The sequence below is a fragment of the Streptomyces sp. MH60 genome (assembly GCF_002939385.1).
In the GTDB taxonomy this organism is placed as follows: Bacteria; Actinomycetota; Actinomycetes; order Streptomycetales; family Streptomycetaceae; genus Streptomyces.
In genome coordinates this window covers 41,331-56,648 of the sequence record NZ_MULI01000009.1, presented here as the reverse complement: position 1 = coordinate 56,648, position 15,318 = coordinate 41,331, and the positions used below count along the sequence as shown (strand labels likewise).

At 73.4% G+C, this 15,318-nt stretch carries 11 protein-coding genes; 3 read left to right on the top strand and 8 right to left on the bottom strand.

Annotated elements, in window-relative coordinates; all coding sequences use genetic code 11:
* Positions 1-118: 118 nt before the first annotated feature.
* Positions 119-2,743, top strand: a complete 2,625-nt coding sequence (locus tag BZZ08_RS09230; protein WP_104631675.1) for an ATP-binding protein — start codon at positions 119-121, stop codon at positions 2,741-2,743.
* An 82-nt stretch (positions 2,744-2,825) separates the two neighbouring features.
* Here the strand turns inward: BZZ08_RS09230 and nucS are convergent, their stop codons facing one another.
* Positions 2,826-3,497 (bottom strand): endonuclease NucS, encoded by a 672-nt coding sequence (nucS, locus tag BZZ08_RS09225; RefSeq protein WP_059301477.1) that lies wholly within the window; start codon positions 3,495-3,497, stop codon positions 2,826-2,828.
* Between the two features lie 279 nt (positions 3,498-3,776).
* Between nucS and BZZ08_RS09220 the strand changes: the two genes are divergently transcribed.
* Positions 3,777-4,169, top strand: a complete 393-nt coding sequence (locus tag BZZ08_RS09220; RefSeq protein ID WP_030187319.1) for an SCO5389 family protein — start codon at positions 3,777-3,779, stop codon at positions 4,167-4,169.
* A gap of 82 nt (positions 4,170-4,251) precedes the next feature.
* On the opposite strand, the gene BZZ08_RS09215 is transcribed toward BZZ08_RS09220, so the two are convergent.
* On the bottom strand, positions 4,252-5,280 hold the full coding sequence (locus BZZ08_RS09215) for an LLM class flavin-dependent oxidoreductase (protein WP_104631673.1): 1,029 nt from the start codon (positions 5,278-5,280) through the stop codon (positions 4,252-4,254).
* A 255-nt stretch (positions 5,281-5,535) separates the two neighbouring features.
* Between BZZ08_RS09215 and BZZ08_RS09210 the strand changes: the two genes are divergently transcribed.
* Complete coding sequence (locus BZZ08_RS09210) at positions 5,536-5,868, top strand: ATP/GTP-binding protein (RefSeq protein ID WP_104631672.1); 333 nt, start codon at positions 5,536-5,538, stop codon at positions 5,866-5,868.
* A gap of 7 nt (positions 5,869-5,875) precedes the next feature.
* Here the strand turns inward: BZZ08_RS09210 and BZZ08_RS09205 are convergent, their stop codons facing one another.
* The 6 genes from BZZ08_RS09205 to scy all read right to left on the bottom strand — a co-directional run bounded on the left by BZZ08_RS09205 (position 5,876) and on the right by scy (position 15,125).
* Positions 5,876-6,745, bottom strand: coding sequence for an ABC transporter permease (locus tag BZZ08_RS09205; protein WP_104631671.1), 870 nt, complete (start codon positions 6,743-6,745; stop codon positions 5,876-5,878).
* Positions 6,742-7,995, bottom strand: coding sequence for an ABC transporter ATP-binding protein (locus tag BZZ08_RS09200; RefSeq protein WP_104631670.1), 1,254 nt, complete (start codon positions 7,993-7,995; stop codon positions 6,742-6,744). The genes BZZ08_RS09205 and BZZ08_RS09200 overlap by 4 nt, the downstream gene beginning before the upstream one ends.
* Positions 7,996-8,129: 134 nt before the next feature.
* Positions 8,130-8,900, bottom strand: coding sequence for an ABC transporter permease (locus BZZ08_RS09195; protein ID WP_198601372.1), 771 nt, complete (start codon positions 8,898-8,900; stop codon positions 8,130-8,132).
* 2 nt (positions 8,901-8,902) lie between these two features.
* Entirely contained in the window at positions 8,903-9,895 is a 993-nt protein-coding gene (locus tag BZZ08_RS09190; protein WP_198601371.1) for an ABC transporter ATP-binding protein, read from the bottom strand.
* Between the two features lie 109 nt (positions 9,896-10,004).
* Positions 10,005-10,937 carry a cellulose-binding protein gene (locus tag BZZ08_RS09185; protein WP_052840645.1) on the bottom strand — a complete coding sequence of 311 codons (933 nt, stop codon included), beginning with the start codon at positions 10,935-10,937 and terminating at the stop codon, positions 10,005-10,007.
* 207 nt (positions 10,938-11,144) lie between these two features.
* Positions 11,145-15,125 (bottom strand): polarized growth protein Scy, encoded by a 3,981-nt coding sequence (scy, locus tag BZZ08_RS09180; protein WP_104631669.1) that lies wholly within the window; start codon positions 15,123-15,125, stop codon positions 11,145-11,147.
* Positions 15,126-15,318 lie beyond the last annotated feature (193 nt).

The window sequence follows — 15,318 nt, the reverse complement described above, 5'->3', positions numbered from 1 at the left end:
TGCCTTAGCAAACCCGCCGGCGGGCCCGGACCAGAAGCGACAGCGCGGTGTGCGGCAAGGCCGGGAGGGTGGTCCCGACCGGGGCCCTGCACACGACGCTTTTGGGGGGCTTGAACCAATGGACCCGACCAACCGGGGCCCTGAGGAGTACGGCCAGGACGGCGACCACCAGGCGCCGCGCCCGCGCCCGCACAGGGACCCCCTCACCTCCGACTTCGGACAGCACGCGCCCGCGCTCGCCCGCACGGTGCAGCTGGTGTCCGGCGACTTCCTGCTCACCGTCAACCCCGTCGACGGCAGCGAGATCGAGGTCTGCCCGCCCGCCGAGCGGCCCGCCCGGCCCGAGAAGCTCACCGCGGCCGAACGCGCCGAGGCGGAGCGCGCCGCGCGGCCGCCCGTACCCCCGGGACCGGTCCGCACCGTCCTGGGCCTGCTGGCCCGCGAGGACGAACGCGAACGCCTGGTGCGGCTGCTCGCCCGCGGCCGCTCCGTCCGCCTCACCGGCCCCGCCGGCTCCGGCCGCACCAGCCTCCTCGACCTCGTCGCCGAGGACTGCGCGGGCCTCGCGCCCGACGGCGTCGTCCGGCTCAACGGCCACCACCGCACCGCCGACGACCTGCTCCACGACCTCTTCTACGCCGTCCACCGCGCATCCCTGCACCGTCCGGGCCGCACCGAACTCCTCGGGTACCTCCGCGAGGTGGGCGCGGTCGTCGTCCTGGACGACATCGAGTTCGGCGGCACCGCCCTCGACGAGCTCCTCGACGCCACCCCCGAGTGCGCGTACCTCTTCGGCGCGACCCCGGAGGTGGCCGCACCCTCCGCCGACTCGGCCGTCGAGGAGGTCTTCCTCGCCGGCCTGGACCGCTCGGACGGCGTGGAGCTGCTGGAGCGCGCCGCCGGGCGCCCCCTCACCGAGGAGGAGGCCAACTGGGCCGGCGACCTCTGGTTCGAGTCCGAGGGCCTGCCGCTGCGCTTCGTCCAGGCCGGTGCCCTGCTGCGCCGCCGGGACCGTGAGCGGGCCGGTGCCGACGCCGTCGACGAGTTCGGCGTCTTCGCCGACGCCCGCCCGGCCGACGACACCCCCTACGAGGCCACCGAGGCCGACGACGTGCCCCTGCCGTCCCTCGGCGAGGCCGCCGCGCCCGCACCGCTGCTCGCCTCCCGGCTGAGCGCCTCCGCCCGCGCCACCCTGGAGTTCGCCGTCGCGCTCGGCGGCGAGGTGCCGCACCAGGCGCACCTGCCCGCCCTGGTCGGCGACACCCACGCGGACGCCGCCCTCGGCGAGCTGACCGACTGCGGACTGGTCTCCCCGGTCGGCTCCCGCTACCGGCTGGCCGCCGGGGTGCTCACCCAGCTGGAGAGCGCCGGGTACACCGACGCCGTACGGGAGCGGGCACTGGCCGCCGCCCAGCACTACGCCTGGTGGGCCGGGCACCCCTCGGTCACCCCGGAGCGGGTCTGCGCCGAGGCCGACGCCGTCCTGGCCGCCCTCGCCGTGCTGGTGCCGACGACGACCCCGCCCGCGGACGACGCGGAGAGCCCCGCCGTCCAGCTGGCCCGCACCGCGGCGCCCGCGTTCGCCGCCGGACTGCACTGGAGCGCCTGGCAGCGGGCGCTGCGCTCCGGCACCGAGGCCTCCCGGCTCGCCGGTGACGTCGCCGAACAGGCCTACTTCCACCACGAGCTGGGCGTCCTCGCGCTGTGCGAGGACCGGCTGGACCGGGCGCGCGCCGAGCTGGAGGCCTCCATCGGGCTGCGCGGCGCGCTCTCCGACAAGCGCGGCGCCGTGGCGGGCCGCCGCGCCCTCGCGCTGGTCGCCGACCGCACCGGGGACACCCCGGGCCTGGGCAGCGGCGCGGGCGCGTTCGGCGCGGCGGCGCCCGTCGCCGGGTTCGGTGTCGTCGGCGCCGGGCTCGGTCCGACGGTGGGGGAGGAGGTGCCCGACGCCCGCAACGAGGAGTCGGTGTCGCCGTCCGCGGGTGTCCCCGCGCCCTTCCCGCCGCTCCAGCCGCCTCCCCAGTCCCCGACCCTCGTCACCCGCCGGGAACCGGAGGAGGAGCCGTCCCGCACGGTCGCGGGCGGCATCAAGGGCTTCGCCCGGCGGAACCTGGTGGCCGCGGGCGCGGGCGCCCTGCTCGTCGCCGTGCTCGGCACGGTGGTGACCCTGGGGGCCACGTCGGAGAACGACCCCGGTGACCCCTCCAACGAGGTCGGCGTCAACCCGTCGGCGAGCCAGGGCATCGACGACGGCAGCCTGGGCGCGGACCGGCCCTCGGACGACGGCAAGGACCGGGAGACGCCCGGCGGCCCGGCCGACTCGGGCCCGGACGGCACCCCGGGCACGTCGGACGACCCGACACCGACCGAGTCGGGGCGGCCCTCCGGCGGGCCCAGCGGCACCGGCGACACCACCGACCCCGGTGACGACGAGAGCCCGGACGACCCCGGGTCGCCGGACGAGCCCAGCAAGTCGCCGAGCGCGCCGACGACGAAGCCGACGTCGCCGAAGCCGACCGACACCGAGCCGACGGACCCCGGGACGCCCACCGAGTCCGACGACCCCACCACACCCGCCCCCACCGACACGGACACGCTGCCGCCCTCGACTCCGGAGACCTCCGACACGGCGAGCCGGGAGTCGACCCCCACCGCCGCCGGTTCCCCCGCGGACACCGCGACCGCCTCGCAGAGCGGCGCGGCGACCGGCGGACCGGGCACGGTGACGGGCCCGGTCATCTGACCCCGCGGGACGGGCGGCAGCGCGAAAGGGCCGGGTCCGCCGCACGGACCCGGCCCTCCTCCGCGTCGTACCCGACGCCCGCTCAGAACAGCCGCAGCTTGTCGTCCTCGATGCCCCGCAGGGCGTTGTAGTCCAGCACCTGGCAGCCGATGCCGCGGTCCGTGGCCAGCACGCGGGCCTGCGGCTTGATCTCCTGGGCGGCGAACACGCCGCGCACCGGGGCGAGATGCGGGTCGCGGTTCAACAGCTCCAGGTAGCGCGTGAGTTGCTCCACGCCGTCGATCTCGCCGCGCCGCTTGATCTCGACCGCGACGGTCCCGCCCTGGGCGTCCCGGCACAGGATGTCGACCGGGCCGATGGCGGTCATGTACTCACGGCGGATCAGGGTGTAGCCCTCGCCCAGGGTGTCGATGCGGTCGGCCAGCAGCTCCTGGAGGTGTGCTTCCACGCCGTCCTTGATCAGGCCGGGATCGACGCCCAGTTCGTGCGAGGAGTCGTGGAGGATCTCCTCCATCGTGATGATGAGCTTCTCGCCCGCCTTGTTGACGACCGTCCAGACGCCCTCCTCCTCGCCCGTGCCCTCCTTCAGGGTGCAGGGCGGCGACATCCAGTTGAGGGGCTTGTAGGCCCGGTCGTCGGCGTGGATCGAGACGCTGCCGTCCGCCTTGACCAGGATCAGCCGGGGGGCCGAGGGCAGGTGGGCGGTGAGCCGTCCCGCGTAGTCGACGGAGCAGCGGGCAATGACGAGACGCATGGTCGGCAACGCTACTCGACGGGCCCGGCCCGACGCGATTCGCCCGGACCCGGTCGCCGCGCACGCTGTCCCACTTCTCCCATTGGCCCCGTCTTGCGCACTGGCCGATTGTGGGCCTACCGGATGGTGTCCATCTGGGCATTCTCCTGGTGCGGTCACGATCGGTTGCTTACGGTATTGAACGGGAGGTCGCGAACTGTATACGCAGCGTGTTCGGAATCGCGCACTCCCTTCACTGTCCGGCAACCCCTGCTGGTCGGGGGTGCGAGAGGAGAACCCATGTCGCTCGACGTCTCACCGGCCCTACTCGAACAGGCCGAGCGAGGCGAGGTCGACGAAGCAGAATTCGTCGACTGCGTCCGGACCTCCCTGCCCTACGCATGGGAGATGGTCAGCTCCCTGGTGGCACAGCTGAAGGTCGACGGCGGAGCGTTCGCCGACAACCAGACGCCCCCGCCGGACGAGCAGGCGCGCGGTCAGCTCCTGCGTGCGCTCGCGAGTGACGCCATACGCGGTGCACTGCAGCGGCACTTCGGGGTGCGGCTGGCCTTCCAGAACTGCCACCGGGTGGCGGTGTTCCCGTTGGACTCCTCTGTCGACGAGACGCTGACCAAGTTCACGTCGGTGCGCAGCCAGTTGCTGAACCAGTCGCCGGAACTGCGCGACTGCTGACGGCCCCTAGAGCGCCCGCTTGCCGCTCCGTACGCGGGAGGTGCAGTTCTGTACCGGAGCGGCAAGCTCCCCGCCCGCCGGCTCAGCGGAGCTGGGGGAGTACCTCGGCCCCGAGCCGGCGTACGTTCTCCTCGGTCGCCGCCAGGTCTCCGGAGCCCTCGACGAGCAGGGCGAAGCGCGAGACGCCGGTCCGCTCGCCGGTCGCCGCGAGCCGGTCCGCGCACAGCCGGGGCGTGCCCACCGGGTGCAGCCCGCAGAGCAGTTCGGTGTACGCGTGCGGGTCGCGCATCCGCCGGGCCCGGCCGTCCACCGTGACATGGGCGCCCAGGCCCTGCCGCAGCCACCCCGGCATCGCCTTGAGCAGGGTCTCCGCCGCGTCCGTGCGCCGGTCCGCGATCTGGCAGACGCCGGCCGAGACGTGCGCCGCGCCGTGGACCTCCGCGGCCGCGCGTCCGGCCGCGCGGGCGTGCCGGCGCCACAGGGCGACCATCTCCGCCTTCTCCTCGTCGCCGACGTGCATCCCGAGGAGCATCGGCAGTCCCCGCTCGGCCGCCAGGCGCACACTCGACGGCGAGGTGCAGGCGACGACGACCTCCGGGCCCGGCTCCTCGGAGAGGGACTCCGAGGGCCGCGGCACGACCGGCACCTCGCGGAAGCGGTAGCGGTCCCCCGAGGCGCCGACGGCCGGTTCGCGCAGCCAGCGCAGCAGCAGGTCGAGCGACTCCGGAAAACCCTTCTCGTACGCCTCCAGACCCGCGCCGAACACCTCCAGGTCCACCCACGGACCGCCGCGCCCCACGCCCAGCGAGAAACGGCCGCCGCTCGTGACGTGCAGCAGCGCGGCCTGCTCGGCGAGCGCCACGGGGTGGACGGTGGGCAGCACACTGACCGCGGTGCCGACCCGCAGGCGCCGGGTGCGGCCCAGCAGCAGGGCGGCCAGGGTCACCGCCGACGGACACGTGCCGTACGGCACGAAGTGGTGTTCGGCCAGCCAGGCGGTGTCGAGCCCGGCCTCCTCGGCGACCTCGGCCGAGCGGACCGCGCGGTGCAGCGCTTCCCCCTGGCCCTGGCCCGGGAACTGGGCCCCCAACACGAAACTTCCTACGCGCATTGCCTTTTCCTGCTTCCTCGGCCCCGACGTGGAGCTCCCCCTGCCCGGCATAACCGCCTGACACGTGCCGAGGACACGGCCGGACGGAGGGATTTGCGGATTGTCTGCAGAATCGGCCGTTGTGGGGCGGCGCACGGGCCCGGACGGGAACCCCGCGCGGGGGACTTGCGGTGTTCCGCGCCGTACGCGTACCCGTGTCCGTGCCGCGTAGGCTGGATGCCGCCCTGCTTCCTGTATAGCTCCGTGAGGTGTCCCGTGTCCCCGCGTCGCAACCGACCCAAGGGAGCCGGTCCGTCCGGCCGGAGCGCCGAGGAGGACGGTTCCGGCCGTTACGGCGGCTGGCAGTCCTCGGAGAGCTGGCAGGGCGAGGAGTGGAGCGTACGGCACGTGGCGGGCGCGAGCGCGCAGGGCAAGTCGTACCGCTGCCCGGGGTGCGACCAGCTCATTCCCGACGGCGTCCCGCACGTGGTGTCCTGGCCCGCCCACTCGGGCGTCGACGACCGCCGGCACTGGCACAAGGCGTGCTGGAACGCGAAGGACCGCCGCACCACGCGGGTGCAGCGGTCCCGTAACGCGCCGAGGTTCTGACCGCCCTCTACACGTCCCGCTTCTCCAGCAGGGTGAAGGCGGCGGCGAGCGCGGCCGCGGTCACGCCGAGCACGATCCACAGCGGGTCCCAGCCCGAGGGCCCGGACTCGGAGAGCGAGTTGGCGTAGAAGATGCTCATCTGGTTCGGGATCGAGTACTCGAACAGCGCCTGCTGCACGTCCTTGAGCGACTCCGAGAACATGAACAGCGCGATCACCAGCGGCGCGAGCAGGATGCCGATCATGATGGTGATGGCGCCCGCCGAGTGCCGGATGATCGAGCCCATGGCCAGCGAGAGCAGCCCGAGCAGCGCGATGTAGAGCGAGACCCCGACGGTGCCCTTCAGCCACTCCGCGCCGGTCGGGTTCTGCGCGCCGTTGCCCTCCAGCATGGACACGTGGGCCAGCCCGACCAGCGTCGCGGAGACCAGCGTCACCACGAACGCCACCAGGAAGAACACGATGCCCTTGGCCGCCAGCACCCGGCCGCGGCTGGGGCAGGCGGTCATCGTCGTGCGGATCATGCCCGTGCCGTACTCCGAGGCGGTGGTCAGCACGCCGAGCGTGATCACGCACATGCTGCCGAGCAGCAGCCCGAAGAAGCCGAGGCTCAGCGCGCTCTCGCCGGCCAGGTCGGAGTCCGAGCCGGCCACCACCGCGCCGGTCAGCAGCCCGATGCCGAGGACCAGCAGGACGAACACGCCCAGCGTCCACATCGTCGAGCGCACCGACTTGATCTTCGTCCACTCCGAGGCCAGCGCGTGCACGAGGGTCGTGCGCACCACCGGGATCGGCGACGTGTAGGTCGGGTACGGCGAACCGGGCGCCGCGTGCCAGTCGGGCGCGGCCTGCTGCGTCGGGGGCTGGGGCGTGCTCATCGGGCGTCCTCGGGCTTGGTCGGGTCGGTGACGGGCGCGGCCGCGGGCGGCGCCGGTGCCGCGGCGGGCGCCTGGGGCACCGGCGGGGCCTGGGGCGCCTGCCGCGCCGCGTACGGGTTGGCCGGCGGACCGCCCGGCACCGTCCCGGGCGCCGCCGGTGCGCCGTACGGGCCCGCGGCGGCCTGACCCGGCGCGCCCTGCGACGCGGCGAAGGGCTGACCGCCCTGCTGGGGCGGCGGCGGGGCGTACCACCCGGGCTGGCCCTGTCCCGGTACCGGCATCCGCGGCTGCGCGCCGGGCGGCAGGGGCTGCTGGAGCCCGGCCTTCTGGTCGGCGGTCGACCGGTAGTCCACGGCGCCCTGCGTCATCCGCATGTACGCCTCCTCCAGCGAGGCCCGGTGCGGCGACAGCTCCCACAGCCGTACGCCGGTGTCGTGCGCGATGTCGCTGATCCGGGGGAGGGCGAGCCCGGTCACGCGCAGCGCGCCGTCCTGCTCGGGCATCACGTGCCCGCCCGCCTCGGTCAGCGCCGAGGTCAGCTTCTCGCGCAGCTGCGGATCGGTGTCCGGCGTCCGCACGCGGGCGAAGTCGGCGGAGTTGGCCGAGATGAAGTCCGTCACGCTCATGTCGGCGAGCAGCTGGCCGCGTCCGATGACGATCAGGTGGTCGGCGGTCAGCGCCATCTCGCTCATCAGGTGCGAGGAGACGAAGACGGTGCGGCCCTCCGCCGCGAGCGCCTTCATCAGGTTGCGCACCCAGTGGATGCCCTCCGGGTCGAGGCCGTTGACCGGCTCGTCGAAGAGCAGCACCTGGGGGTCGCCGAGGAGCGCGGCGGCGATGCCGAGCCGCTGGCCCATGCCGAGCGAGAAGCCCTTGGAGCGCCGCCTGGCCACGTCCTGGAGGCCCACCACGCCGAGCACCTCGTCCACCCGGCGGGCCGGGATCCCGGACAGCTGGGCGAGGCTCAGCAGATGGTTGCGGGCGGCCCGGCCGCCGTGCACCGCCTTGGCGTCGAGCAGCGCGCCGACGTGCCGCGCGGCGTTCGGCAGCCTGCGGTACGGGTGGCCGCCGATCGTCACGTGCCCCGCGGTGGGGTTGTCCAGGCCGAGGATCATCCGCATCGTCGTCGACTTGCCGGAGCCGTTCGGCCCCAGGAAGCCGGTGACGGCACCGGGCCGCACCTGGAAGGAGAGGTTGTACACGGCGGTCTTGTCGCCGTATCGCTTGGTCAGGCCGACAGCCTCGATCATGCTCCGCACCCATCGGAAGGTTCAGGGACAGCAGGGCACACGCCCCCGTAAGGGTTAGGAGGATATCCAGGCGCTGACGGTTCCGTTCAAGCGCGGGCAAAAAACGACGCCGTACGAAGACCGGACGGAGGGGGTCAGGCGTCCCTCCGCTTCAGCACCGCGTACCCGCCCACGAGCGCCGCGATCACCCACAGTGCCATGATCCCGAGGCCGCCCCACGGTCCGTACGGGACGTCGTCGTCGATCGGCGTGACCACCTGCATGATCTTGCTGCCGGCCTGGTCCGGCAGGAACCGGCCGACCTTCTCCGTCGCGGGGACGTTGCCCAGGATGTTGGAGATGAGGAAGAAGAACGGCATCAGGATGCCCAGCGACAGCATCGGTGAGCGCAGCATCGCCGCGACGCCCATCGAGAACATCGCGATGAGGGTCATGTAGAGGCCGCCGCCGAACACCGCGCGCAGCACGCCCGGGTCGCCGATCGACGCCTTGAGGTCGCCGAGCATCGCCTGGCCCAGGAAGAACGTGGCGAAACTGGTGACCATGGCCACCACGAGTGCGAGGGCGGTGGCCACCGCGATCTTGCTGAACAGGAAGGTGCCGCGCCGCGGCACGGCGGCCAGCGAGGTGCGGATCATCCCGGAGCTGTACTCGTTGCCCACGACCAGCACCCCGAACACGATCATCGCCAGCTGGCCGAGGCTGGTGCCGGCGAAGCTGATGAAGGTCGGGTCGAAGGAGAGCTGGTCCCGCCGGCTCATGTCGCCGAACTCGTTCTTCGACAGGGCCGAGATCAGCATGCCGAGGGCGATGGTGACGACCACGGCGAGGCCCAGCGTCCACACCGTGGACGCGACCGACCGGATCTTGGTCCACTCGGACCGGACGACCTGTGTCGCCGCCATGCTCAACCCCTCTTCCAGTCGCTGCCCCACGGCTGCTGCGGAGGCTGCCCCGATGGCTGTTGCTGCTGCGGAACCGCGCCGGGCGGCTGCCCGTCGTGCGCGTGGTACTCCACGGACTCCGCGGTCAGCTGCATGAACGCCTCCTCCAGGGAGGCGCGCTGCGGGCTCAGCTCGTGCAGCACGATCTGCTGTCGCGCCGCCAGCTCGCCGACCGCCTCCGACTTGTCGCCGTCCACTTCCAGGGCCCCGTCGCCCGCCTCGACGACCGCGACCCCGGCACCGTGCAGCGCGTCGAGCAGCTGCTCGCGCTGCGGGGTGCGGATCCGGACGTAGCTGCGCGAGTTCTCCGCGATGAACTCGGCCATCGAGGTGTCCGCCAGCAGCCTGCCCTGCCCGATGACCACCAGATGGTCGGCGGTCAGCGCCATCTCGCTCATCAGGTGCGAGGAGACGAAGACCGTACGGCCCTGGGAGGCCAGGGTCTTCATCAGATTGCGGATCCAGTGGATGCCCTCGGGGTCCAGACCGTTGACCGGCTCGTCGAACATCAGGATCCGCGGGTCGCCGAGCAGCGCGCCGGCGATGCCGAGCCGCTGCCCCATGCCGAGGGAGAAGCCCTTGGTCTTCTTCTTGGCGACCGCCGAGAGCCCGACCGTGTCCAGGACCTCGCGCACCCGGCTCGCCGGGATGCCGTTGCTCTGCGCGAGGCACAGCAGGTGGTTGTAGGCGCTGCGCCCACCGTGCCAGGCCTTGGCCTCGAGGAGCGCGCCGATGTACGTCAGCGGGTCCTTCAGCTGCTCGTAGTGCTTGCCGTCGATCCGCACGTCCCCGGCGGTCGGCCGGTCCAGGCCCAGCACCATCCGCATGGTCGTCGACTTGCCCGCACCGTTGGGGCCGAGGAAGCCCGTGATGATGCCGGGTCTGACGGTGAATGAGAGATTGTTGACCGCCACCTTCTCGCCGTACCGCTTGGTCAGCCCCTCAAGCTCGATCATGGCGCCCACGCTAGAACGGGACGAGGCCCACTGCCACCCCAGTGGCAGAAGGCCTCGTCCTGTTCGTACGTATTCAGCAGGTGCGCGCCCCCGTGCGGGCCGAGCCGCCTCAGCGGGACTGCTGGGCCGGCACCCCGCGGGAGACCGACTCGTCCTCGACCGACGGAGCGGCGGCCACCGCGGCACCCGTGAGGGACGCCAGCATCTCGCGCACATTGGTCAGCTGCGCGTTGATGGAGTCGCGGCGGTTGGTCAGGGCGGCCAGCTCGCGCTCCGACTCCGAACGGATCCGGTCGGCCTTGGCGTTGGCGTCGGCCACGATGTCCTCGGACTGGCGCTGCGCCGTCTCCACGGTCTGCCGGGCCCGGCGCTCGGCGTCCGTGCGCAGCTTCTCCGCCTCCAGGCGCAGCTGCTCCGCGCGGTGCTCGATCTCCGCGAGCCGCTTCTCGGCCTTGGCCTGACGGGAGGCCAGGTCCCGCTCGGACTGCTCGCGGCGCTTGGCGAGGTTCGTCTCGAAGTCGGCGGCGGCCTGCGCGGCCTTGGCGCGGGTCTCCTCGAAGAGGGCGTCGGCCTCGTCGCGCTTGGACTGCGCGTCCTTCTGCGCCTCGGAGCGCAGCTGGGAGGCGTCGCTCTTGGCCTTCTCGACGATCCGGACGCCCTCGTCCTCGGCCTTGGCCTTGCGCTCGGCGGCGTACGACTCCGCGTCGTTGCGCACCTGCTGGGCGGCCGACTCGGCCAGCTCGCGGTGCTGCTCGGCCGCGCGCCGGGCCTCCTCGCGCAGGTCCTTCGCCTCTTCCTCGGCGAGCCGCAGGATCTTCTCGACCCGGGCACCGAGACCGGCGTACGACGGCTCGGCGTCGTTGACCTGGGCCTGGGCGTTCTGAGTCTCGAGGTGGAGCTCCTCGATGCGCTTTTCCAGAGCGGTGATGCGGGCGAGAGCGCTGTCACGGTCGGAGACGAGCTTGGAGATACGTTCGTCCACCTGAGCGCGGTCGTACCCACGCCGCACAAGCTCGAAGCCGTAGGGGGAAGTGTCGCTCATGGGGTTCCTGTCGAAAGAGACCGGGTGAGGTGATAGAGGGAATCCTAGGCGCCAATGCGGTGTGTCATCGAGCGGATGCACGTTTGATACGGAGAATGACACCTCTTTTGAGTGGCTGACCCTCGGATGGCTTGCCAAAGCCTCGGGCAGGGGTCCCGTCGGGACTCGGCCAAAGATCTCCAGCAGACACCCAAACCACCCCGAATGCTAGCCGTCTGACGACTTGCCACCCGAACGTGGGGCGCCCACCGTCGCACCGGCCTTCACCCCGTTGTCCTTCGCGCCCCCGGGCGCCTCGAACGACTCCAGTGCCTCCAGCACGTCCTGCACCCGGGAGATCTCCGCGTTGATGTCCTCGCGGCGCCGGACCAGCACCTCCAGCTCGCGTTTGCCCTCGTCGACCGTGCGCCGGGCCTCGCGGACCGCCTCGGCCTTCAGCTCCTCGGCCTCGCGGACCAGGGTGGCCTTCTTCTGCTCGGCCTCCTTGAGCAGCCCCTCGGCCTTCTTGACGGCCGCGATGCGCACCTTGCCCGCCTCGGAGTTGGCCTCCGACACCAGCTCCTTGGCCTTCGCCTCCGCCTTGGCCAGCTGCTCCTCGGCGGCCTTGATGAGCGCGTCGCAGCGGTCGCCGGCCGACTTCATCGTCTCGGCGGCCTCGCGGCGGGCCCGCTCGTGCAGCTCCTCGATCTCGGAGGTGAGGCGCTCGCGCAGCTCCTCCGCGCGCTCCCTGATGGCGGTCGCGTCCCGACGGGCGCCGACCAGCAGCTCGTCCGCGTCCGTACGGGCCTTCTCCACCCGGGTGTTGCCCTCGACGGTCGCCTCCTGGACGATCCGGTCGGCCTCCGTGCGGGCCGCGCCGACCATCGTGTCGGCCTGCGACTCGGCGTCCGCGGTGGTCTTCTGCGCCTGCTGCTGCGCCTCGGTGAGCAGCTTGTCGGCCTCGGCGGTGGTCTCCGTGATGAGCGTGTCGACCTGCTCGGCGGCCTCCGAGCGCCGCTTGTTGGCGTCCTTGCGGGCCTCGTCGAGGGTCCGCTCGGCCTCCTCGCGGGCCGCCGTGGTGACCCGCTCGGCCTCCGCGGCCGCCTCGCGGCGGACCCGGTCCGCCTCGGTGCGGATCCGCTCGGCGTGCTGCTGCGCGGAGCCGACGGTGTCGGCGGCCTCGGCCCGCAGCCGCTCCGCCTCCCCGGTGGCGTCCGAGACCAGCTGCTCGGCCCGGGCGCTCGCCTCGCCCCGTACCCGCTCGGCCTCGGCGATCGTCTCGGTGCGCAGCCGCTCCGCCTCGGTGGCCGCCTCGGTCCTGACCCGCTCGGCCTCGCTCGCCGCCTCGACGGTGACGCGCTCCGCCTCCGCGAGCGTCTGGGTCCGGATCCGGTCGGTCTCGGCCGCCGTCTCGGTGGTGAGCCGCTCCGCCTCGGAACGCGCCTCGGTGATCAGGGTGTCCGCCTGCGTCGCCGCGTCGGACCGGATGCGGTTGGCGTCCTCGCGGGCGTCCGCCCGGGTGCGGGACGCGGACTGCTCGGCCTCGGCGATGGCGTCGGAGGCCTCGGTGCGCACCCGCTGGGCGTGCTCGGAGACGTCCGCGCGGATCCGGTCGGCCTCCGTGATGGCCTCGGACACGGTCCGCTCGGCCAGCGTCTTGGCGGCCTCGGTCTCCTCCTGCGCCTCGCGCCTGAGCCGTCCGGCGTCCTCGCTGGCCCGCTCGCGCTCGGCGTAGGCGTCGGCGCGGACCCGGTCCGCCTCCTCCTGGGCCTCGTGCCGGGTGCGCTCGGCGGCGTGCTCGGCGGCGCTGCGCAGCCCGGTGATCTCCTCCTGGGCCTGCTCGTGCAGCCCGGCGACCGACTCGCGCACCTGCGTCGCGTGCTGCTCGGCGGCCGACACCATCTCGGTGGCGCGCCGGTCGGCCTCCTCGACCAGCCGGACCGCCTCGGCCTGGGCCTCCTCCACGCGGTTGCGCGCCGAGGCCAGCAGCTCCTCGCTCTGCTCGCGGGCCCGCTCGCGCTCCTGGTCGGCCTCCTGCCGGGCGGACCCGAGCAGTTCCTCCGCCTCGCGGCGGCGCCGGGCGGCCTCCTCCTGGGCGGCGGCCAGCGCCTCCGACGCCTCGGCCGCGATGCGCTCGGCGGCGGTCTGCGCCTCCGCCCGCACCCGGTCGGCGCTCTCCTGCGCCTCCGACTTCAGCCGCTCCGCCTCGCTCGCGGCCTCGGTGCGCAGCCGTACGGCGACGGCCTCGCCCTCCGCGCGGGAGGCGGACGCGTCCGCGGCGGCCTCGGTGCGCAGCCGCTCGGCCTCCGTCTCGGCCTGCTGCTGGAGCGTACGGATGCGCTCCGCGGCCTCGGTGCGCAGCCGCTCGCTCTCCTCGGCGGCCTCGCGGCGGATCCGCTCGCCCTCCTCGCGGGCCTCGCTCAGCGCCTCCTCGGCGGCGGTGCGGCGCTCCTCGGCCTCGGTGTGCAGCCGCGTCAGCTCCTCGGCGGCCTCCGCCTGCCGGGCCTCGACGGCGCGCTCGGTCTCCTCGCGCAGCTCGCGGGCGGCCCGCTCGGCCTCCGCTTGGAGCTCCGCCACCCGCTCGGCGGCCTCCGCGCGGTGCCGCTCGGCCTCCGCGCGGGTGCGCTCCAGGGTCTCCTCGGCCTGCCGGCGCAGGGTCGTCGCCCGCTCGATGGCCTCGGTGCGGACCTTCTCGCTGTCCGCCGTCGCGGACTGCCGCAGCTCGTCCGCGTCCGCCTTGGCCTTGGCGAGCAGCTCCTCGGCGGTCTTCGCCGCCTCCTCGATCTGCGCCACGGCCTCCTTGCGGGCCTCGGCGCGGATCTTCTCGCCCTCGGCGACCGCGTCCGCCCGCAGCTGCTCGGCCTCGCCGCGCAGCCGGCGCGCCTCCTCCTGCAGCTCGACGGTCTTGGCGCGGTACTCCTTGGTGTCGTCCTTCGCCGCACCCTTGAGCTGCTCGGCGATGTCGTGCGCCTCGGCGCGCAGCCGGTCCGCCTCGGCCTCGGCCTCGGTGCGGATCCGCTCGGCCTCCTCGGTGGCGGCCTTCGTGGTGCGCTTGGCGTCCTCGGACGCCTTGTTCAGCACGTCCTCGGCGGTCTTGGCCGCCTTGGACAGCTGGGTGGCCGACTCCTCGGCGGTGATCGTGCGGGCCTTCTCGGCCGCCTCGGCGACGATCCGCTCGGCCTCGGCACGGGCGTCCGCGACCACCTGCTCGGCCTCGGACCTGGTGCTCTCCGCGTCCTTGGTGGCCTCGCCGACCAGCCGGGCGACCTGCTCCTTGGCGGTACGGGTGCGCTGCTCGTTGGTGGCCTCGGCGCTCGACAGCGCCTTGGCCGCGGCCTCCTCGGCCTCGGCGACCACCTTCTCGGCCTCGGCCTGCGCCTTGCGCAGCGCCTCCTCGGCCTGCGACATGCGCTGCTCGGCGGCCCGGCTCAGCTCCTGGACCTCGCGGCGGGTGGACTCCGACTCGCTGGCGGTGGAGCTGCGCAGCTGCTCGGCGTGCTCGGTGGCCTCCTGCGCCTGCGTGGAGGCGGCGTTCAGCAGCCGCTCGGCGTCGGTACGGGCCCGGCGCAGGATCTGCTCGGCCTCGGCACGCGCGCTCTCCGCGTCGCTGCGCAGCCGCTGACGGGCCTCGGCGGTCAGCCGCTCCGCCTCCGCGCGGGCCGCGGCCATCGCCTGCTCGGCCTCGGCACGGGACTCGTCGAGCAGGCGCCGGGCCTGCTGCTCGGTACGGGCGCGCAGCTGCTCGGCCCAGGCCACGTTCTCGTTGACGTGCGACTCGACGGTCTGCCGGCGCTCGGCCAGCTCCTGGTCCAGCTGCTGGCGGCGGGTCACCGCCTCCTGGTGCAGCTCCGCCTGGAGCCGGGCGGCCTGCTCGGCGTGCTCCTGGAGGATCCGCTGGGTCTGCGCCCGCGCCTGGCTCAGCTCCCGCTCCGCGTCGGCGCGCAGCTGGTCGGCCTGCGTCTGCGCGTTGCGCAGCAACTGCTCGGCCTGGTACCCGATGTCGCCGCCGTCGAAGGCGGGCCGGGACATGATGGTGCGCCGCGCCTCGTGCAGCTTGGCGCGCAGCACCTCGACCTGGTAGCCGAGGTCCTCGGCGTGCTGGATCGCCTTTTCCCGCTCGGTCTTCAGCCGCTTCATCTCGGCCTCGAACCGAGAGAGGTGGTCGACGTCAGCCGCCGGCTCTCGCTCCTGGCTCTCGTAGCCCCGCACTGCGCGGTCCCATCCGTCCCCTGGTCGCAAATCTTCCCGAACGGGCTCCGTCCGTCCGCCGGACGGGGCCCCCGGGGAATGGTGTCAGATCAACGGCGGAGCATGTGCTGCTGCCCCGTCGCCGACCCCCCGAAACACGACCCCGGCGGTCCCGTCGTCGCACGATGACAGGACCGGGTCACCCTGGACTGAG

Bases quoted from the DNA above. Each gene is read 5' to 3' on its own strand.
- BZZ08_RS09200 (WP_104631670.1), bottom strand. From the start codon at position 7,995: ATGATCGAGGCTGTCGGCCTGACCAAGCGATACGGCGACAAGACCGCC.
- BZZ08_RS09195 (WP_198601372.1), bottom strand. From the start codon at position 8,900: ATGGCGGCGACACAGGTCGTCCGGTCCGAGTGGACCAAGATCCGGTCG.
- BZZ08_RS09190 (WP_198601371.1), bottom strand. From the start codon at position 9,895: ATGATCGAGCTTGAGGGGCTGACCAAGCGGTACGGCGAGAAGGTGGCG.
- BZZ08_RS09220 (WP_030187319.1), top strand. From the start codon at position 3,777: ATGTCGCTCGACGTCTCACCGGCCCTACTCGAACAGGCCGAGCGAGGC.
- BZZ08_RS09205 (WP_104631671.1), bottom strand. From the start codon at position 6,745: ATGAGCACGCCCCAGCCCCCGACGCAGCAGGCCGCGCCCGACTGGCAC.
- BZZ08_RS09230 (WP_104631675.1), top strand. From the start codon at position 119: ATGGACCCGACCAACCGGGGCCCTGAGGAGTACGGCCAGGACGGCGAC.
- BZZ08_RS09215 (WP_104631673.1), bottom strand. From the start codon at position 5,280: ATGCGCGTAGGAAGTTTCGTGTTGGGGGCCCAGTTCCCGGGCCAGGGC.
- nucS (WP_059301477.1), bottom strand. From the start codon at position 3,497: ATGCGTCTCGTCATTGCCCGCTGCTCCGTCGACTACGCGGGACGGCTC.
- BZZ08_RS09185 (WP_052840645.1), bottom strand. From the start codon at position 10,937: ATGAGCGACACTTCCCCCTACGGCTTCGAGCTTGTGCGGCGTGGGTAC.